The sequence below is a fragment of the Streptomyces sp. NPDC012935 genome (genome assembly GCF_042900345.1).
Classification (GTDB): Bacteria; Actinomycetota; Actinomycetes; order Streptomycetales; family Streptomycetaceae; genus Streptomyces.
Window position 1 is genome coordinate 129,871 of record NZ_JBIBBC010000004.1, and the last position, 19,355, is coordinate 149,225.

The following is a 19,355-nucleotide window of genomic DNA, read 5'->3' on the forward strand; positions in this document are numbered from 1 at the left end:
CATCCGGAACCGGGACAGCCCGCTTGACCTTCACCTTTGGTGAAGCCACAGCCTCGGTGCAAGGAACCTCAGGGGGTCGGAAATGCACATGGAACCGCCGACGAAGGGCTTGCTCACGATCGGAGCCTTCGCCAAGGCCTGCCGCCTCTCGCCGAAGGCCCTGCGGCTCTATGACGAGCTGGACCTGCTGCGTCCGGCCCGGGTCGACCCCGACACGGGGTACCGCTACTACGCGCCGGCCCAGTTGGAGGAGGCACGCCTGGTGGCGTGGCTGCGCCGGCTGGGCATGCCGCTGACCCGGATCCGCGGGGTACGCGGGCTCGGGCCGGGGGATGCCGCCCGGGAGATCCGCGCGTACTGGGCGCGGGTGGAGGCGGAGACAGCGGAACGGCGGGACCTCGCCGAGTTCCTGATCAACCATCTGGCGACACCGTCGAGGAAGGACACCACCATGCTGGAACTCCGCTACTGCGCGCACTCGGACCGAGGCCGCGTCCGCCCCGCCAACCAGGACACCGCCTATGCGAGCACCCGGCTGCTCGCGGTGGCCGACGGCTTCGGTCCGGCGGGCCTGCCCGCGAGCAGCGCGGCCGTGGCGGCGCTGCGCTTCCTGGACACGGCCGAGCTCCCGGCGGGCAACGTGCTCAACCTGCTGGAGGAGGCGGTGCGGGGCGCCACGGAGGCGGTCCGGGACGCGGCCGGCGACGACACCGGCACAACCCTGACGGCCCTCCTGTGGACGGGCTCCCGCCTCGCCCTGGTCCACATCGGCGACTCCCGCGCCTATCTGCTCCGCGAAGGTGCGCTCTTCCGCATCACCGACGACCACACGGTGGTGCAGTCCCTGATCGACGAGGGCCGTCTGACCCCGGAGGAGGCCACCACCCATCCCCAACGCGCCCTGCTCCTGAAGTCCCTCTCCCCGGCCGCCCCGGCGACCCCGGACCTCCGCCTGCAGGACGCCGAGCCCGGTGACCGCTACCTGCTCTGCTCCGACGGCCTGTCCACCGTCGTCCCCGACGCGCGCATCCGCGACCTCCTCACCACCGCCCCGTCGCCGGACACCGCCGTACATGCCCTGATCGACGCGGCGAACGAGGCGGGCGGGCCGGACAACGTGAGCTGTGTGGTGGCGGACGTGGTGGAGCCGGCGGTCTGATGCAACGCCGGGCCGCACAACCTACGGCTCCCGCTCCTCCTCCGGCTCCCAGTCCAGCAACCGCACCTTCGCCACCGTGCGGACATGGCGGCGCATGGCCGCGGCCGCCCGCCCGGGCCGCCGGTCGGCGATCGCGTCCAGGATGGCCTGGTGCTGGGCGAGGGAGCGGGCGGGGCGGTGGGGCTGGCGGAGCGACTCCGTGCGGCTCTCGGCGATCTGGTCGGCGATGGAGCGCATGAACTCGGCCAGGATGCTGCTGTGGGCGGCGGCGGTGACCGCGGCGTGGAAGAGGCGGTCACCCTCCACGCCGTGACCGTCGCCCGCGATCTCCTCGGCCATGTGCGCGAGGGCCGACCGCATCGCCGCGAGGTCCTCGTCCGTACGGCGCTCCGCGGCCAGTTCGGCGAGTTTCGTCTCCAGCGCCTCGCGGGCCTCCAGTACGTCCGGGAGGCGCCTGCGGCGCTCGACCAGCTTCTCGACGGGCTCCGCGTCGAGGCTGTCGCGGACCAGATACGTGCCCCCGCCGTGCCGCGCCTCCACCAGGCCCTGGACCTCCAGGACCACGATGGCCTGCTTCACCGAGGCCCGGCTGACACCCAGCCGCTGTGCCAGGTCCCGTTCGGGCGGCAGACGGTCACCGGCACGCAGGCCGCCCTCGGTGACGTACTGCCGCAGCCGGTCGAGCACCTGCTCGTACAGGCGCTGCTTGGCCATGGGGCGCAGGGCGTCGGTCACGGGGTCCCCCTCTCGTCGGGAGCGTAACACCGGCACCCCAAGTGGACGAGTGGCTGAGCCAATTCATGCGCGACCCCTTGACGCGCCCGCCGAGCGCGCCCACGCTAACCAGCCAGGCGCCCCAATTGGCTCAGCCACTCGTCCACTCATTCCATCGCTCGGGACCCAAAGACGGGAGCCCGCATGTCCCCCGAACTCATCTCGATCCTCGTCCTCGCCGTGGTGTTCGTCATCGCCACCACCCGCTCGATCAACATGGGCGCGCTCGCCTTCGCCGCCGCCTTCGCGGTCGGCACCCTCGTCGCCGACCTCGACACGGACGGCATTTTCGCCGGTTTCCCCGGCGACCTCTTCGTCGTCCTCGTCGGCGTCACGTACCTCTTCGCGATCGCCCGCTCCAACGGCACCACCGACTGGCTGGTGCACGCCTCGATCCGGCTCGTCCGGGGCCGGGTGGCGCTCATCCCCTGGGTCATGTTCGCCCTCACCGGCGCCCTCACCGCGATCGGTGCCGTGAGCCCGGCCGCGGTCGCGATCGTCGCGCCGGTCGCACTGAGCTTCGCCGCCCGCTACGGGATCAGCCCGCTGCTGATGGGCGCGATGGTCGTGCACGGCGCCCAGGCCGGCGGCTTCTCACCGATCAGCATCTACGGGTCCATCGTCAACGGCATCGTCGAACGCGAGAAGCTGCCGGGCAACGAGGTCACGCTGTTCCTGGCCTCGCTTCTCGCCAACCTGGTCATCGCCTCCGTGGTCTTCGTGGTGTGTGGAGGAGTGCGCCTGTGGCGCGAGGGCGAGCAGGACGCCGGAAAGGGGCGCGGGGCTGCGATCGATGTGCGGCTACCGCCGCGCGTGCGCGACCAGCCACGGCGAAGCGGCACGGGGACGACGACAGAACCCGACACCCAGACCTCCCCCACAACCACCGCAACCGTCACCCGCGAGACCACCCCCACCCCCACCCTCCTCCTCACCCCACCCCGAATCGCCACCCTCGTCTCCCTGGTAGCCCTCGTCGTCGCCGTCCTCGTCCTCGACCTCGACGCGGGCCTGACCGCGATCACTCTCGCCGTCGTCCTCAGCGCCGTATGGCCGGACGACAGCCGCAAGGCGGTCGGCGAGATCGCCTGGCCGACTGTGCTGCTGATCTGCGGCGTGCTGACGTACGTCGGCGTGCTGGACGAGATGGGCACCATCACCTGGGCGGGCGAGGGCGTCAGCGGCATCGGTGTGCCGCTGCTGGCCGCCGTCCTGCTCTGCTACATCGGCGCGCTCGTGTCGGCGTTCGCCTCGTCCGTCGGCATCATGGGCGCGCTCATCCCGCTCGCCGTGCCGTTCCTGGCGCAGGGCGAGATCGGGGCGGTCGGCATGGTGGCGGCGCTCGCGGTGTCGGCGACCGTCGTGGACGTGAGCCCGTTCTCGACGAACGGAGCGCTGGTACTGGCCGCGGCACCGGACGTCGACCGTGAGCGTTTCTTCCGGCAGCTGATGGTGTACGGAGGGATCGTGGTGGCGGCGGTGCCCGCGGTGGTGTGGCTGGTGCTGGTCGTGCCGGGCTGGGGGTAGGTCGTAGACCCCCGTGCACGACGCGCCAGGCGGCCAGGCGGCCAGGCGGCCAGGCGGCCAGGCGGCCAGGCGGCCAGGCGGCCAGGCGGCCAGGCGACAACAGGCAGAGACAGCTAAGGAGTACGACACGTGTCCTCTCTCTTCCCGGCCCTGACGGCCGGTCCAGCGGGGCGAGTTGCCCTGCGGTTCGGTGACCGGGCCCTGACGTACGCGGAGCTCGCCGCCGCGACCGGCGCCCTCGCGGGCCGGATCGCGGGCGAGCGCCGGGTCGCCGTGTGGGCGACGCCGACCCTGGAGACCGCTGTCGCCGTGGTCGCGGCGCTGGAGGCGGGGATCGCCGCCGTACCGCTCAACCCGAAGTCGGGAGAGAAGGAGCTGGGCCACATCCTGTCCGACAGCACGCCGAGTCTCGTACTCGCCGCACCCGGCGATGAACTCCCCACACAGGTCACCGAGTTGGCGCGCGTGAACGTGGACGTCCGGGCCGCCTCGCCCCGTCCGGCCGAGCAGGCCGGCGAGAGTGATCCGGCCCTCGTCGTCTACACCTCCGGCACCACCGGCCCGCCCAAGGGCGCGGTCATCCCCCGCCGGGCGATCACCGCCACCCTGGACGCGCTCGCCGACGCCTGGCAGTGGACCGGCGACGACACTCTCGTGCACGGCCTGCCCCTGTTCCATGTGCACGGACTGGTCCTCGGCATCCTCGGCCCGCTGCGCCGCGGCGGTTCCGTGCGCCACCTCGGCCGGTTCGACACGGACGGCGTCGCGCGCGAGCTGAACGACGGCGCGACGATGCTGTTCGGAGTGCCGACGATGTACCACCGCATCGCCCAGGCACTCCCCGAGGACCCGGGGCTGGCGCAGGCGCTCGGCAAGGCCCGCCTCCTGGTCTCCGGCTCGGCGGCCCTGCCCGTGCACGACCACGAGCGGATCACGGCCGCGACCGGACAGCGGGTCATCGAGCGGTACGGCATGACGGAGACGCTGATGAACACCAGCGTCCGCGCGGACGGCGAGCCGCGGCCCGGTGCGGTGGGCGTGCCGCTGCCGGGTGTGGAGCTGCGGCTGGTGGAGGAGGACGGGACGCCGATCACGTCGTACGACGCCGAGACCGTGGGCGAGATCCAGGTGCGCGGGCCGAATCTCTTCACCGAGTACCTGGGCCGCCCCGACGCGACGGCTGCCGCGTTCACCGAGGACGGCTGGTTCCGCACCGGTGACATGGCGGTGCGCGACCCCGACGGCTACGTCCGGATCGTCGGCCGCAAAGCCACCGACCTGATCAAGAGCGGGGGTTACAAGATCGGGGCGGGCGAGATCGAGAACGCGCTCCTCGAGCACCCAGGTGTACGGGAGGCCGCCGTCACCGGCGAACCGGATGCCGACCTGGGCGAGCGGATCGTGGCCTGGATCGTGCCGGCCGATCCCCAATCACCGCCGGGCGCCGACGCGTTGGCGGACCATGTCGCCGCCCGCCTGGCCCCCCACAAGCGACCGCGCCGGGTCCACTACCTCGACGCCCTCCCCCGCAACGACATGGGGAAGATCATGAAGCGGGCCCTGACCGATGACTGAGCGGCGCCCGTCGGCACGCGAGACGATCGCGCTGGTCGCCGACGACTCCACCTTCACCGAACTCGCCTACCCGGCAAGGGACTGCGGGCCGAACGCCCCGCTCGACTGGCAGGGCTACGACGACTCACGCGCGCGCGGCGCGGAACGCACCGGCGAGGAGGAGTCGGTCGTCTGCGGCACCGCGAGCGTGGCGGGCACCCGCGCCGTGCTGCTGGCCTTCGAGTTCGGCTTCCTGGGCGGCTCACTGGGCCAACGCACCGGGGACCGTTTGGAGTCGGCGTACACCCACGCCCGCGCCCACCGCCTCCCGGTCGTCCCGCTGGTCGCCACGGGCGGGAGCCGGATGCAGGAGGGCATGTTCGCGCTGACCCAACTCCAGCGCGTGGCACGGCAGTCGACGCTCACCCGGGAGGCGGGGCTGGCGCAGATCGCGGTGCTCCGGGACCCGACGACCGGCGGCGGCTGGGCCACCCTCGGCGCCGGCGCCGACGTGACCCTGGCCCTGCCCGGCGCCCAGGTCGGCTTCGCGGGCTCCCGGGTCCGCCCGCCCGACGCCGACCCTGCGGCGTACACGGCTCAGGCGCAGGTGGCGGCGGGGGCGGTGGACGCGGTGGTCCGGCCGGAGGAGCTGCGGGAGGAGCTGGGGCGGTGGCTGCGGCTGCTGTCGGGACCGCCCGCGCAGGAGGCGCCGGTGCCCCGAGCCCTGGGCGCCCCCGACCTGCCGGCCACCGGCTGGGAGGCCGTACGGCGGGCGCGTGCCCCGCAACGCCCGCACGCCGGGGCCTACTTGGACGCCTACTTCACCACGCGCGTCACGATCAGTGGCGACCGCTGCGGCGGCACGGACCCCGAGGGCATCCGCTGCGGCTTCGGCAGCCACGACGGCCGTACGGTCGCCTACGCCGCCCAGTTGGGCACCGCCACCCGGCCCGCCGGCTACCGCACCGCCACCCGCCTGCTCCGCCTCGCGGACCGGCTCGGCATCCCGGTGCTCACCCTGGTGGACACCCCGGGCGCCGCCAACGACGCGGAGGCGGAACGGCAGGGGGTCGGCGCGGCGATCGCGGACCTGTTCGCCGCGGTGGCCGGCGCCCGCGTCCCGATCACCACGCTGGTCATCGGCGAGGGCGGCTCGGGCGGTGCGCTGGCACTGGCGGCACCGGGCAACACGTGGGCGACGCCCGACAGTTACTTCTCGGTGATCGCGCCGGAGTTGGCGGCGGCGATTCTGAAGCGGGGGGTGGACGAGGTGGAGGCGACGGCGGATCAGCTCCGGATTCGGCCACAGGATCTGGTGGAGCTGGGGGTGATCCGGGGAGTCGTCCAGGGGTAGGGGGAGGTGAGTCGAGAGGCGGGGCCAGGCACGGAGGCGGGGAGGGACCGGAAACCGGGACAACCCCGACAGCCGTCCGGAACAATGGCCATGCTCGACGGACGACGAGTAGCGGGATGACGGGGGCGTCATGACAGGCCTGAAGGGTGCCGAGCGGCACGCCCGGATCGAGTGCGGGGGCCGGGTGTCCGGCGCGGGTCCCGCCGCGAAGCTCCGGCTGACCCTGCTCCAGTCCGAGGTCTGTCTGGCGGGCTTCGGCGTGACGCCCCGCGCGGCCCGCACCCGCCCGCACTTCGAGACGTCGCTCACCGCGCCGGCGCCGGTGATCGTGTGGACGCGGCGGGGCTGCGACCCCGACTGTCTGCGGCGCGCCCTGAAGCACGACCGCCGACGCGCCTCCGCCGGCGTCCTGATCACCTCCACCGCCGCCGAGGCCACCGCCGCCCAGCGCATCGGCCTCCCGGTCATCGGCTACGCCCTCTCCCCCGCCGCCGGCCGCCGCCTCCGCAAGGCCGGCTGCGACGTGATCGTCGACTCTCTGCGGCCCATACTCGACGCCGCCCGCTCTTTGTGACCCGACACACCGAACTGACCGCCCATCAGAAACAAAAACCCCCATTCAGCGGCACCCCACCCGGCCCCCTCCAGAAGGCGCCCCCCTCCCCCCGGCCCGCACGATCGATGTCACAAAGGCCCGCCACCCGACCCGGCGGACCCACGGTCTGCGCTCTCGGGAGGACCCCCATGACCGCCACACTGGAGCAGCTGCGTCGCTGCCACTTCGCCGTCGACCTGGGGGCAGCCAGGACCCGCGTCTATGTGAAGGGCGCCGGACTGGTCGTCGACCAGCCCTCGGCAGCCGCCGTCAACACCCGCACCGGCGCCCTCATCGCGGTCGGCGAGTTCGCGGAGAAGATGACCGGCCGCACCCCGGACTACATCCGCGTCGTACGGCCCGTCTCCGGCGGCACAGTCGTCGACATCGAGATGGCGCAGCGCATGCTGCGGCACCTCCTCGGCGACAAGATGCGCCGCGCCCTGCGCCGCAAGCCCTTCCTGCGCGCCGCCGTGTGCACGCCGCACGACGCCGACCCGCTCGCGCAGCGTGCCGCCATAGAAACCCTGGTCGGGCTGGGGGCCCGGCGCGTCGAGCTCGTCGACACCCTCATCGCCGCCGCGGTCGGGTGCGGTCTGCCCGTGGAGCAGCCCGAGGCCAGCATGATCATGGTGTGCGGGGCCGCCGCGACCGAGGTCGCCGTGCTCTCCCTCGGCAACATCGTCGCCGCGGAACGCATCCGCGTCGGCGGCGAGGCCGTGGACCACGCGATCGTGCAGCACCTGCGCCACCAGCACGAGCTGATGCTCCCCAGCCAGAACGTACGGCCCCTGCAGCTCGCCCTGTCCGGCAACGGCCTCACCCCTCAGGGCCCGGCCTCCACCGAGATCCACGGCCGGGACGTCTGCACCGGCCTCGCCCGTTCCGTCCAGGTCGACACCGCGGCCGTGCGGGACGCCATCCAGACCCCCCTCACCGCCGTCCTCGACAGCATCGGCAAGGTGCTGCGCGACTGCCCGCCGGACCTGGTCGCCGACCTCGCCGACCGCGGGATCATGATGGTCGGCGGCAGCGCGCTGCTGCCCGGGTTCGACGAGATGCTGCGGCAGGCCACGAGCATGCCGGTGCACATCGCCGAGCGGCCCGACGTCTGCGCCGTACAGGGCCTCGGCACCATGCTGGAGGGCAAGGTCGAGCCCTTGGAGCTCGACCCGGTCACCTGAGTCAGTACGGCAGGATCCGCCCCGAAGGAGTGCGCCGGTCGATCTCGCCCCTCGTGTCGCGGGGAGCGGCAGGCCGGCGGGTGACACGAACGCGAACGTGGGTCTGGCGGTTCATGGCGCCCTCCTCGTATCCCGGGTCCGTTGCGACCAGCCTTCTCTCCGCAACCTTTCGGCACATCGTGCCCACGGAGGCACTTGTCATGCCTCCGTAGCGGGAGCGGGTGCGCGCGGGGCTACTTCCACGGGAGGAGAGCGCCCCTGGGGGAACTCGGCGACTTGCCGCCGGCGCCGGCGCCGGCGAACGGGCGCACGCTCGTCAGCGGGGTCCCCGACCCGTACGGAAGTGATCTCGATGGAAGACAAGCACTGGACCGTCCACATCCACATCACCGAGGACGGCGACGACACCCGCGCCGAGGCCGTACTCACGACTCAGGGACTGACCACTCAGGACACATCCGAGGACATGCGGGCCGTGACCGGCCGGGGCACGGCCCACCGCAACCCCGTCGACCGGTCCGTCCCCGAGATCGGCGACGAGCTCGCCGCGAGCCGCGCCCTGGAGGACCTGGCGACCAGGCTGCACGACATCGCCTCCGACGACATCGTCCAACTGGCAGGCCCGGTCGATCAGGACGGCAGCCTGGCCTGGGAGCGGCCCTAGCCGTCCAGCCAGCGGTACCGCCGCTCCGGTCGCCCCGCGTGCCCGTACCGCAGGGACACCTCCGCCTGCCCCGTGACGCTGAAGTGCTCCAGGTACCGTCGGGCGCTGACCCGGGAGACCCCGAGGCGGGCCGCGCACTCGGCGGCGGAGAGGCTGCCGTCGGCCGTGCGCAGCTCGCGTTCGATGAGCTCGGCGGTCTCCACGCTCATGCCCTTCGGCAGGGTGGCCCCCGCGGCGGCCGGCGTCGCGCCCCGTGCCAGCGCCCGGTCCACGTCGGACTGCCCGCTGACCACGGCCGCGTACAGGTTGCTCCGCCGGGCCGCGTACTGCTCGAGCCGCGCCCGCAGGTCCCCCGCGTCGAACGGCTTCAGCAGGTAGTCGACGACGCCCTGGCGTACGGCGTCCCGGACCGCCTCGGACTCACGCGCCGCGCTGATCACCATGACGTCGCAGTCGTGCCCTGCGCTCCGCAGCCGCGGGATGATCTCCAGTCCGAACATGTCGGGGAGATAGAGGTCGAGCAGGACGAGGTCGGGCTGCAGCTCGGCCACCGCGGTGAGCGCCTGCTCCCCGCAGTTCGCCGTGCCGATCACCCGGAACCCGTCGACGTCGTTGACGAATCCGCGGTGGATCCGCGCCACCATGAAGTCGTCCTCCACGATCAGCACGTCCAGTACGTCCCGTGCGTCCCGTGCGTCCCGTGCATCCTGTGCGTCCCGTGCGTCGATCATCGGACTGCCTCCGTCACTCGTTCGACCGGCCGGCCGACGGACATCCGGGCGGTGAACATGGCGCCCGCCTGCGTGTTGGTCACCGACACCTCGCCGCCCCGGCGTTTGCACACCAGCCGGGTGAGCGCCAGGCCGATCCCCCGGTCGCCGCCCTGCGCGGCCTTGGTGGTGAACCCGTGCGAGAACACCTCCTGCGCGAGCTCCGGAGCCACGCCCGGCCCCGAGTCCCGTACGACGATCTCCACGCTGGAGGCGTCCTGGCGCAGTTCCACCTCCACCCAGGCCTCGTGGTCGTCGTCCCCCGCCCTGGAACCGCCGGCGGCGGCGTCGACGGCGTTGTCCACGAGGTTGCCGAGTACGGTCGCCACGTCCGCGGAGTCCGTGGGCTCCAGCCGGTCCAGTGCCGTGCGCTCGGAGATCTTCAACCGCACCTTGCGCTCCGCGGCGAGCGCCGACTTGGCCATGAGCAGCGCGGCGACGGCCCGGTCACGGACCCGGCTGGTGAGGTTCAGGTCGAGCGACTCGCGGTGTTTGCGCAGGGCGCGGACGTACCGTACGACCTCGTCGTGCTCGCCGATCTGGATGAGCCCGGAGATGGTGTGCAGCTGGTTGGAGAACTCGTGGGCCTGGGCGCGCAGCAGCTCGGTGGTGCTGCGGAAGGAGCCCAACTCCCGCTCCAGCTGGGCCAGTTCGGTGCGATCGCGCAAGGTCGTCACCGAGCCCAGGCGGCGGCCGTCCTTGGTGACGTCCATCCGGTTCATCACCAGGACCCGGCCCCGGCGTACGACGACCTCGTCCCGCCGTGCGAGATCGCCCGGCTCGTCCTCGGGCGCGGTCCCGGCCAGGACGTCGTACAGCCGCCCCTCGATCCCGAGGTCGGCCAGGCTCATCCCGACGCACGCCTCGGGCAGGTCCAGGAGTCTGCGGCCGACCGAGTTGACCAGCGTGAGCCGCTGCTGCGGGTCGAGGGCCACCACGCCCTCGGCGATCCCGAACAGCATCGCCTCCCGGTGTTCGGCGAGCCCGGCGATCTCGCGCGGCTCCATGCCGAAGGTCTGCCGTTTGATCCGGCGGGCCAGCAGCCAGGAACCGGCCACGCCCAGGACGCTGGCGACGCCGAGGTAGACCAGCAGATAGGACGAGGCGCCCACCAGCCGCTGCCACACCGACGGCGAGGCCCGCCCGATCATCACCGTGCCGAGGTGGTCTCCGGCGTTGCCCGACTCCGCGCCGAGCACCGGCGCCTGTGCCACCAGCTGGATGACGCCGTTCACCGGCAGCTCGCCGGACCAGCCGCGGCCCCCGGCGACCCGCGGTCCGTTGGACGGCATCCGCGTGCCGACCAGCGTGGGGTCGGTGGCGGCGACGATCTTTCCGCGTGTGTTCGCCACCGCGGCGGACGTGACTCCGGACCTGGTCAGCGTGGACTGCAGGAGGGGAGCCAGCATCTCGGCCGGAGCGGGCCGCACAAGCTGGGTGCGCACGAGCGGGTTGCCCGCCATCTCCTCGGCGAGCGCGGTCACCCGGCGTCCCTCGACCCGGTCGAACGTCGCCTTCGACTGCGCGAGCGACACCGCGGCCACGGCGGCCAGCACGATCACCACAATGGCGAGCTGCCATACGAGCAGCTCGCCGGCGAGAGTCTGACGCCGCTGTTTTCGGGACGGTGACCGTGACGCTATGACCACTATGAACTCAACCTTCAATGGTCACACAACCGAGACGGGGTGTCTCAGGAACCGCACAATCATGGCGCCGGAACGGGCCGAGCGAAAGAGATGAGCCATGAGAACTCGACGAGCCGCACGAGCCGCACGAGCCGCACTTGTCGGAGCACTGGCCGCCGTGTCGATGGTCGCGGTCAGCGCCTGTGGCGCCACCGCCGACAAGGAGGAGTCCGGAGGCGGAAGCGGGTCCGGCAAGCCCGTGACCGGCCTCCGGCTCATGGTCCCCAACACCCCGGGCAGCGGTTACGACCTCACCGCCCGCACCGTCTCCCAGGTCATGCAGGACACCAAGGTCGCCTCCGGCATCCAGGTGTTCAACCTGCCCGGCGCCAGCGGCACCGTGGGCCTGCAGCGCCTGGTGAACGAGAAGGGCAACGGCAAGATGGCCATGCAGATGGGCCTCGGTGTCGTCGGAGCCTCGTACACCTCCAAGTCGAAGGCGACGCTGACCGACACCACCCCGGTCGCCAAGCTGATCGAGGAGGCCGGCGCGATCGTCGTGCCGAAGGACTCGCCGTACAAGACGATGGACGACCTCGTCACCGCCTGGAAGAAGGACCCCAAGAAGCTTGCCGTGGGCGGCGGTTCGTCGCCGGGTGGCCCCGACCACCTCCTGCCGATGCAGCTGGCGAAGGCCGTCGGCATCAAGCCGAAGGACGTCAACTACATCTCGTACGACGGCGGCGGCGAGCTGCTTCCGGCCATCCTCGGCAACAAGATCGCCTTCGGGGCCAGCGGTTTCGGTGAGTTCCTCGACCAGATCGAGGCCGGGCAGGTGCGGGTCCTCGCGGTGACCAGCGAGAAGCCGATCGACGCGCTCAAGGACGCCCCCACCCTGAAGGACTCCGGAATCGACCTGGTCTTCACCAACTGGCGTGGCATCGTGGCTCCTCCGGGCATCACGGACGAGCAGAAGCAGACCTGGGTCGACTCGATGACCAAGATGCACGACTCCGAGGAGTGGAAGGCCCAGCTGGAGAAGAACGGCTGGGTGGATGCCTTCGCCACCGGCGACGAGTTCGGCACCTTCCTCACCGAACAGGACAAGGCGGTCGCCGACCTGCTGGCAGAGCTCGGGCTGGCATGAGTTCCGAGGTGAAGGACGAACGGACCGCGGAGGGCTCCCCTCCGCCCCGGGAGGGCGGGGACCGCGCACAGTACGGCGTGTGCGTGTTCCTCGCCCTGCTGGGCACCGCGGTGATCGTGGACGCCCTCGGCATCCCGCACATCACCAGCGGCACCGACCCGGTCGGCCCGCGCGCGGTCCCGCTGATCCTGGGCGCGCTGCTCGTGCTGCTCGCCGTGTTGTACGCCGTCGACGTGGCCCGGGGCGGCCGCGGTGAGCCGGAGGCCGGCGAGGACGTCGACCTGTCGGGCGGCAGCGACTGGCGCACCGTAGTCCTGCTGGTCGCGGTGTTCGTGGCGAACGCGCTGCTCATCGAGCGGCTCGGCTGGGTGATCAGCGGCGCCCTGCTCTTCTGGGGCACGGCGTTCGCCCTCGGCAACCGCCACTACGTCCGCAACCTGCTGATAGCGGTGACGCTCTCCCTCACGACCTTCTACGCGTTCGCGATCGGCCTCGGCGTGAACCTTCCCGCCGGTGTCCTGCAAGGAATCCTGTGAGGCCGCGATGGACAACCTGAACAACCTCATGCAGGGCTTCGCGGACGTCATGGCCCCGCTGAACCTGTTGCTCGCCCTGGTCGGCGTGGTCGTCGGCACGGCGGTCGGGGTCCTGCCGGGCATCGGCCCGGCGATGACGGTGGCCCTGCTCCTGCCGGTCACCTACGGCATGGAGCCGGTGCAGGCCTTCATCATGTTCGCCGGCATCTTCTACGGCGGCATGTACGGCGGCTCGACGACGTCGATCCTCCTCAACACCCCCGGCGAGTCGTCGTCCGTGGTCACCGCGATCGAGGGCAACCGGATGGCGAAGGCGGGCCGCGCGGCCCAGGCCCTCGCCACGGCGGCGATCGGCTCCTTCGTGGCCGGCACGATCGGCACCCTGCTGCTGGTCCTGATCACCCCGTTCGTGGTCGACTTCGCCGTCAGCCTCGGCGCCCCCGACTACTTCGCGCTGATGCTGCTGGCGTTCATAGCGGTCACGTCGGTGCTGGGCTCGTCCCGCATCCGGGGCTTCATCTCCCTGCTCCTGGGCCTGACCATCGGCCTTGTCGGCATCGACTCGGTCTCCGGCCAGCAACGACTCACGCTCGGCATACCGCAGTTGGCCGACGGCATCGACGTCGTCGTGGTCGCGGTCGGCATCTTCGCGGTCGGCGAGGCCCTGTGGGTGGCCGCCCACCTGCGCCGCAAGCCGGCCGAGGTGATCCCGGTCGGCCGCCCCTGGATGGGCCGGGACGACTGGAAGCGCTCGTGGAAGCCGTGGCTGCGCGGCACGGCGTACGGCTTCCCGTTCGGCGCACTGCCGGCCGGCGGTGCGGAGATCCCGACCTTCCTGTCGTACGCCACCGAGAAGCGGCTCACCAAGCACCCCGAGGAGTTCGGCAAGGGTGCGATCGAGGGCGTGGCGGGCCCCGAGGCCGCGAACAACGCGTCGGCGGCGGGCACGCTGGTCCCCATGCTGGCGATCGGCCTCCCGACCAACGCCACGGCGGCCGTGATGCTGGCCGCCTTCCAGTCGTACGGCATCCAGCCCGGCCCCCTGCTCTTCGAGCGCGAGGCGAGCCTGGTCTGGGTCCTGATCGCGAGCCTGTTCATCGGCAACCTGCTGCTCCTGCTCCTGAACCTCCCGCTGGCCCCGGCCTGGGCGAGGCTGCTGCAGATCCCGCGGCCGTACCTGTACGCGGGCATCCTCTTCTTCGCCTCGATGGGCGCGTACGCGGTCAACGCCCAGCCTCTGGACCTGTTCATCCTCCTCGCCCTGGGCCTGCTGGGCTTCGCGATGCGCCGGTTCGGACTGCCGGTCCTGCCGCTGATCGTGGGCGTGATCCTGGGCCCGCGCGCGGAGCTGCAGGGCCGCCGTTCCCTGCAGCTCTCCGGCGGCGAGTTGTCGGGGCTGCTGGGCGGCCCGGTGTCGTACACGGTCTACGCGGCGATCGTGCTGATCCTGGCGTGGCCGCTGATAGGCAGGTTCGTGGTACGCCCCCTGCGCAGGCGGGTCACCCCCGCGTGACGCATCCAGACATCCAGACCCGAGACGTCCAAGACGTCCAAGACGTCCGACGCATCCGAGACATCCGAGACAGCTGGAGATCGAGATGACCATCCTGGTCGGCTACGTCCCCTCCCCCGAGGGTGAGGCGGCCTTGCGCGCGGGGATCGTCGAGGCCCGGCGGCGTGGCGAGAAGCTGCTGGTGGTGAACACGACCCGGGGCGACGCGTACGCGGACCCGCGCTTCGCCCAGGAACCCGACCTGTCGCAGGTGCGCGAGGACCTCGCGGCGCAGGGCGTGGACTTCGACATCCGCCAGGTCCTCGGCGCCCGTGACGCCGCCGCGGAGATCATCGACATGGCGGCGACGACGGACGCGTCCCTGGTGGTGATCGGCCTCCGCCGCCGCAGCGCGGTCGGCAAGCTGATCATGGGCTCGGCGGCGCAGCAGATCCTGCTGGGGGTGGACTGCCCGGTCCTCGCCGTGAAGGCGTAGGGCCAGGGCCTGCCATCATCAGGTCGGCTGGAAGGTACTGCGCCGTTCAGCCGACCCGAGCGGGCCGGCTCCCGCGACGCCGGCGTGATCCGGACAACAGGCCGTAGGCACCCACACGCTCCACTCCGGCGCACCGGCACACCGGCACACCGGCACACGGCCACGTGCTCGCCGCAGCCGACGAGGACGACGCGTCGACTCCGTACGCAGAGGCAGGGCCCCAGCGCCACGCCGGACCGGGCATCCGGGACGCCACCCCGGGCCAGGTGCCTGACACACCACCCCGAACCTGCCCGGCCCGGCCCGTGTGCGATCCCGCACACCCGCCGCCCGGGCGGCACCGGGCGCACGCCCACTCCTGACGCGTTCAGCCGCTCCTGAGGGCGCCCCGTCGGGGCCGTCCGTATGCCCCGTCGGCAAGACACGGCGCGTGATCCGAAACATACGTGGCCTGGGACATATACGTTTTCGCCCGATTATGGCTAGCTGGATGTGTTTGCCTCACGCACAGCGACGCGTCATCCGACCCGCCGCCGTCCTGTCATCGTCCGCCCGGGAGACCCATGCGCCTGCGCGCCCCCTCCGAACCACCGAACGCCTCGCCACCCCGTATCGCCTCCATTCCGCCCCTTGCCCTGGCCGGCGGCGCCCTGGCCCTGGGTGTCGGTGGGCTGTATCTCGCCGGGCTGCTGCTCGCGGGCGGGGACATAGATGCCGGGACGACGGTGCGCGGTGTGGACATCGGGGGCCTGAGCCGCGCGGAGGCCATCGAGAAGCTGGAGCAGCGGCTGGGGCCGGCCGGCTCGCGGGACCTGGCCGTGACGGTAGGTGACCGCAAGGGCACGGTCGATCCACGGCAGGCCGGCATCGCCTTCGACTTCGGGGAGACCGTCGACCGGGCGGCGCGCACCCACGACGCCGATCCGTTCACCGTGATCGGCGGCCTCTTCCGCTCGGGCGGCAGCGTCGACCCGGTCGTGGACGTCGACGAGGACAAGGCCCACTCCGCCCTCGGCACGCTGGCGAAGTCCCTGGACCAGAAGGTCCGCGACGGCGCCGTCACCTTCACGGACGGCGAGGTCCACGAGATCGCGCCGCACAACGGCTACGCGCTGGACAAGGACGCCGCGGTCGAACCCCTGCGCACGGCCTTCCAGAACGGCGAGGCCGACGCCGTCACCACCCTGCCCACCCGCGAGACGAAGCCCAAGGTCACCGACCGGGAGATGCAGCGGGCGGTACGCGACTTCGCGCGCCCGGCCATGTCGGCGCCGGTCACCCTCGTCGCGGCCGGTCATCGCTTCACGATCGAGCAGCCCGTCCTCGGCGAGTACCTGACGATGCGCCCGGACGACGGCGGCCGGCTCACCCCGAGGCTGGACGCCAAGGGCCTGCGAGCCGACCCCGAGGTGGACCGCCCGCTGTCCGTACTGCCCAGCACGGCCCGCAACGCCGATCTGCGCCTCGTCGGCAACAGGGTCGCGGTGGCCGAGGACGGCCGGGCCGGTCACGTGGTCACCGACAAGGCGCTGAGCAAGGCCGTCATGCCCCTGCTCAGGAGGTCGGGCGCCGCCCGCAGCGGCGAGATCGCCACCCGGGTGACCGAGCCGCAGGTGAGCCGCGACAACGTCGAGCGGCTCGGGCTGCGCGAACAGATGTCGTCCTTCACCGTCAACTTCGAGCCGGCGCCGTACCGCTCGCGGAACATCGGCCGCGCGGTGGAACTCATCAACGGCTCCGTCGTCATGCCGAACAAGACCTGGAGCTTCAACCGCACCGTCGGCGAACGCACCGAGGCCAACGGCTTCGTCGACGGCGTCATGATCCTCAACGACGAGTTCCACAAGGCCCCCGGCGGTGGTGTCTCCGCCGTTGCGACGACCATGTTCAACGCGATGTTCTTCGCGGGGGTCGACCCCGTCGAGTACGGCGCCCACTCGTTCTACATCGAGCGCTACCCGGAGGGCCGCGAGGCGACGGTCGCCTGGGGCAGCCTCGACCTCAAGTTCAACAACGACTCCGGCAACGCCATCTACATCAAGGCCGAGTCCACCGACACGTCCGTCACCATCACCTTCCTCGGCACCAGGAAGTACGACGAGATCGGCTCGATCACGGGACCGCGCACCAACGTCAAGGAGCCGGAGAAGAAGGTCAGCACCGACGAACAGTGCGTGCCGCAGACTCCGCTGGAGGGATTCGACGTCACCGTGCAACGGGTGTTCGTCGCTGACGGCCGAGAGCTGAAACGAGAGCCCTTCCGCACCCACTACAAGCCGCGTGACGAGATCGTCTGCGAGCCGCAGTCGCCCTAGCATGATCGACTCCGCTGCAACCCGTCCAGCACGGTCAGGGTGCGGGTGCCCGACGGCTCTCCGAAGCTGGAGGTCGGCGGTCACCTCATTCTGAGCGGAGAGAGACCTTGAGCGTTGCCGTTCATCGGCGGTCGCGCCCGGCGAACGACGCGGTGAGCCCGTCATGACGCTCGGGGAGGGCTCCAAGAAGCGACATCCCAAGGTCCCGCGGCGGCACGGTGAGGGCGGGAAGTCCCACCTGACCGTGGCCCAAGGGCTGGCTGCCCTGTCGCTGGACGCGCTCAGCTCGGTCGCGTACGGCCCCGAGGCCATCGTGCTCGTGCTGGTGGCCGCCGGATCGGGCGCGCTGAGCGCACTCTTGCCGATCACCTTGGTCATCGCCGCACTGCTCGCCGTACTGGTGGTCTCCTACCGCCAGGTGATCGCCGTACACCCGGACGGCGGCGGAGCCTACGCCGTGGCGAAGAAGGACCTGGGCCGACAGGTCAGCCTGCTGGCCGCGGCCAGCCTGATCGTCGACTACGTCCTCACCGTCGCCGTCAGTCTCGCGGCCGGCGCCGCGAGCCTCGCCTCCGCGTTCCCCGCCCTTGCCGGTCACGAGCCGGCCGTGTCCCTGATCGCGCTGGTCGTCATCACAGCCGTCAATCTGCGCGGCATCGCGGACAGTGCGCGGGTGCTGATGCTGCCCATGGTCCTGTTCGTGGTCAGTGTGCTCGCCGTCATCGTCGTGGGCCTGTTCCGGGAAGACCCCGTGGCGACCGTTAGAACGCACGAGTCCTTTCCGGCCGTCGAGGCGCTGGGACTGCTCCTGGTACTCAAGGCGTTCTCCGCGGGTTGTTCGGCGCTGACCGGAGTGGAAGCCATCGCCAACGCCGTCCCGATGTTCCGGAAACCACGGGTGAAGCGGGCCCAGCACACCGAACTCCTGCTGGGGTTGCTGCTGGGCACCCTCCTCGTCGGTCTGGCGTTGCTGATCCACCGTCATGACGTGGTGCCGCGCGGCGGTGCCACACTGCTGGCCCAGCTCACCGCCGGCGCCTTCGGGACCGGGTGGGTCTACTACGCCATCAGTCTCCTCGTCACCCTTGTGCTGGGCATCGCCGCGAACACGAGCTTCGGCGGTCTACCGGTCCTGATGAGCCTGCTGGCCAAGGACGACCGGCTGCCCCACATCTTCGCCCTCCGCTCCGAGCGGCCCGTCCATCGTTGGGGCGTCGCCGCCCTTGCCGTGCTGGCCGGCGCCCTGCTGCTCATCGTCGACGCCGACACCCAACGCCTGATCCCGCTCTACGCCATCGGGGTCTTCGTCGGCTTCACCATCAGTCAGATCGGCCTCGTCCGGCACTGGCGCACGCAGCGCCCCGACAGATGGTGGACGCGGGCGCTGATCAACAGTCTCGGAGCCGTACTGACCGCCGTCGCCGGTGTCGTCCTGCTCGCCACCAAGTTCACCGAGGGCGCCTGGATCGTCGTTCTGATCGTGCCGCTGCTGATGCTGCTGTTCTCCCGAATCGAGCGGTACTACACGTTCGTCAAGGACAAGCTCAGCCTGGACGCCACCCCACCGCGCCCCACACGCACCCGCGGGCTGGTCATCGTGCCCCTGGGGGGCGTCGACGCGGTCGCCGTGTCCGCCCTCGAGGCCGCGTACGCGCTGGGTGACGAGGTCGTCGTGGTCGCCGTGTTCGACGATCAGGCGAAAGCCGAGTCCATGCGTGCCGACTGGGCACGGTGGGACCCCGGTGCGCGGCTCGACATCGTCGACAGCCCTCAACACGCCCTGGTGCACCCGGTCATCGACTACGTCGAGCAGATTCCCCTCGAAGGCAGGCCGGTCACCGTTCTCATCCCGCAGGTGGAGCCGAGGCACAGCCGCTACCGGGTGCTCGAGAACCAGCGGGGCTTTCTGATGGCCGGCCTGCTGAGCGCCCATACCGGGGTGATCGTGTGCCTCCTCAAGCTGGAGCTGGACGTGTGAGTCCGAGCGCCCACCGACGGTGCCCCGCGGGTGAGGCCCTCGGCCACCGCGGGTTGTGCCTGCGGTTGTGCCTGCCACCGCACGGCCCGGCCGACTCACATTGCCGCACAGGAGCCAGTCCTGGCTCGGCACTTGGCGGCGCGCGTACCTGAGGGCCGTTCCCCGCGAAGGTCGTCCTGCGA

The 19,355-nt window shown here is 71.5% G+C and carries 16 protein-coding genes; 13 read left to right on the forward strand and 3 right to left on the reverse strand.

The window, feature by feature from the left end; all coding sequences use genetic code 11:
• The first annotated feature begins 82 nt into the window (after window positions 1-82).
• Entirely contained in the window at window positions 83-1,159 is a 1,077-nt protein-coding gene (locus ACFY5C_RS12415) for a MerR family transcriptional regulator (RefSeq protein WP_389443600.1), read from the forward strand.
• 21 nt (window positions 1,160-1,180) lie between these two features.
• Here the strand turns inward: ACFY5C_RS12415 and ACFY5C_RS12420 are convergent, their stop codons facing one another.
• Window positions 1,181-1,894, reverse strand: coding sequence for a FadR/GntR family transcriptional regulator (locus tag ACFY5C_RS12420; RefSeq protein ID WP_389443602.1), 714 nt, complete (start codon window positions 1,892-1,894; stop codon window positions 1,181-1,183).
• 183 nt (window positions 1,895-2,077) lie between these two features.
• Between ACFY5C_RS12420 and ACFY5C_RS12425 the strand changes: the two genes are divergently transcribed.
• From ACFY5C_RS12425 to ACFY5C_RS12450, 6 genes are all read left to right on the forward strand, one after another.
• Complete coding sequence (locus ACFY5C_RS12425) at window positions 2,078-3,460, forward strand: SLC13 family permease (protein WP_389443604.1); 1,383 nt, start codon at window positions 2,078-2,080, stop codon at window positions 3,458-3,460.
• A 129-nt stretch (window positions 3,461-3,589) separates the two neighbouring features.
• Window positions 3,590-5,035 carry an acyl-CoA synthetase gene (locus ACFY5C_RS12430; RefSeq protein ID WP_389443606.1) on the forward strand — a complete coding sequence of 482 codons (1,446 nt, stop codon included), beginning with the start codon at window positions 3,590-3,592 and terminating at the stop codon, window positions 5,033-5,035.
• The gene (locus ACFY5C_RS12435) at window positions 5,028-6,368 is read left to right on the forward strand and encodes a carboxyl transferase domain-containing protein (RefSeq protein ID WP_389443608.1); all 1,341 of its coding nucleotides are present in this window, start codon (window positions 5,028-5,030) and stop codon (window positions 6,366-6,368) included. Before ACFY5C_RS12430 ends, ACFY5C_RS12435 begins: the two co-directional genes overlap by 8 nt.
• Before the next feature lie 130 nt (window positions 6,369-6,498).
• Window positions 6,499-6,942: a hypothetical protein gene (locus tag ACFY5C_RS12440; RefSeq protein WP_389443610.1), complete on the forward strand. Its 444-nt coding sequence runs from the start codon at window positions 6,499-6,501 to the stop codon at window positions 6,940-6,942.
• 170 nt (window positions 6,943-7,112) lie between these two features.
• The gene (locus ACFY5C_RS12445) at window positions 7,113-8,147 is read left to right on the forward strand and encodes a rod shape-determining protein (protein ID WP_389443612.1); all 1,035 of its coding nucleotides are present in this window, start codon (window positions 7,113-7,115) and stop codon (window positions 8,145-8,147) included.
• Window positions 8,148-8,499: 352 nt separating this feature from the next.
• Complete coding sequence (locus ACFY5C_RS12450; protein ID WP_389443614.1) at window positions 8,500-8,811, forward strand: DUF1876 domain-containing protein; 312 nt, start codon at window positions 8,500-8,502, stop codon at window positions 8,809-8,811.
• On the opposite strand, the gene ACFY5C_RS12455 is transcribed toward ACFY5C_RS12450, so the two are convergent.
• Window positions 8,808-9,542, reverse strand: coding sequence for a response regulator (locus ACFY5C_RS12455; RefSeq protein ID WP_389443616.1), 735 nt, complete (start codon window positions 9,540-9,542; stop codon window positions 8,808-8,810). The genes ACFY5C_RS12450 and ACFY5C_RS12455 overlap by 4 nt on opposite strands.
• A complete protein-coding gene (locus ACFY5C_RS12460) occupies window positions 9,539-11,230 on the reverse strand; it encodes an ATP-binding protein (RefSeq protein WP_389443618.1) in 1,692 nt (563 codons plus the stop codon). The genes ACFY5C_RS12455 and ACFY5C_RS12460 overlap by 4 nt, the downstream gene beginning before the upstream one ends.
• 163 nt (window positions 11,231-11,393) lie before the next feature.
• Between ACFY5C_RS12460 and ACFY5C_RS12465 the strand changes: the two genes are divergently transcribed.
• From ACFY5C_RS12465 to ACFY5C_RS12490, 6 genes are all read left to right on the forward strand, one after another.
• On the forward strand, window positions 11,394-12,356 hold the full coding sequence (locus ACFY5C_RS12465; protein WP_389444121.1) for a Bug family tripartite tricarboxylate transporter substrate binding protein: 963 nt from the start codon (window positions 11,394-11,396) through the stop codon (window positions 12,354-12,356).
• The gene (locus ACFY5C_RS12470; protein ID WP_389443620.1) at window positions 12,353-12,892 is read left to right on the forward strand and encodes a tripartite tricarboxylate transporter TctB family protein; all 540 of its coding nucleotides are present in this window, start codon (window positions 12,353-12,355) and stop codon (window positions 12,890-12,892) included. Before ACFY5C_RS12465 ends, ACFY5C_RS12470 begins: the two co-directional genes overlap by 4 nt.
• Before the next feature lie 7 nt (window positions 12,893-12,899).
• Window positions 12,900-14,405, forward strand: coding sequence for a tripartite tricarboxylate transporter permease (locus tag ACFY5C_RS12475; protein ID WP_389444123.1), 1,506 nt, complete (start codon window positions 12,900-12,902; stop codon window positions 14,403-14,405).
• Between the two features lie 85 nt (window positions 14,406-14,490).
• Entirely contained in the window at window positions 14,491-14,880 is a 390-nt protein-coding gene (locus ACFY5C_RS12480) for a universal stress protein (protein ID WP_389443622.1), read from the forward strand.
• Window positions 14,881-15,443: 563 nt separating this feature from the next.
• Window positions 15,444-17,195, forward strand: a complete 1,752-nt coding sequence (locus ACFY5C_RS12485; RefSeq protein WP_389443624.1) for a VanW family protein — start codon at window positions 15,444-15,446, stop codon at window positions 17,193-17,195.
• A 163-nt stretch (window positions 17,196-17,358) separates the two neighbouring features.
• The gene (locus ACFY5C_RS12490) at window positions 17,359-19,173 is read left to right on the forward strand and encodes an APC family permease (RefSeq protein WP_389443626.1); all 1,815 of its coding nucleotides are present in this window, start codon (window positions 17,359-17,361) and stop codon (window positions 19,171-19,173) included.
• The last annotated feature ends 182 nt before the right edge of the window (window positions 19,174-19,355 follow it).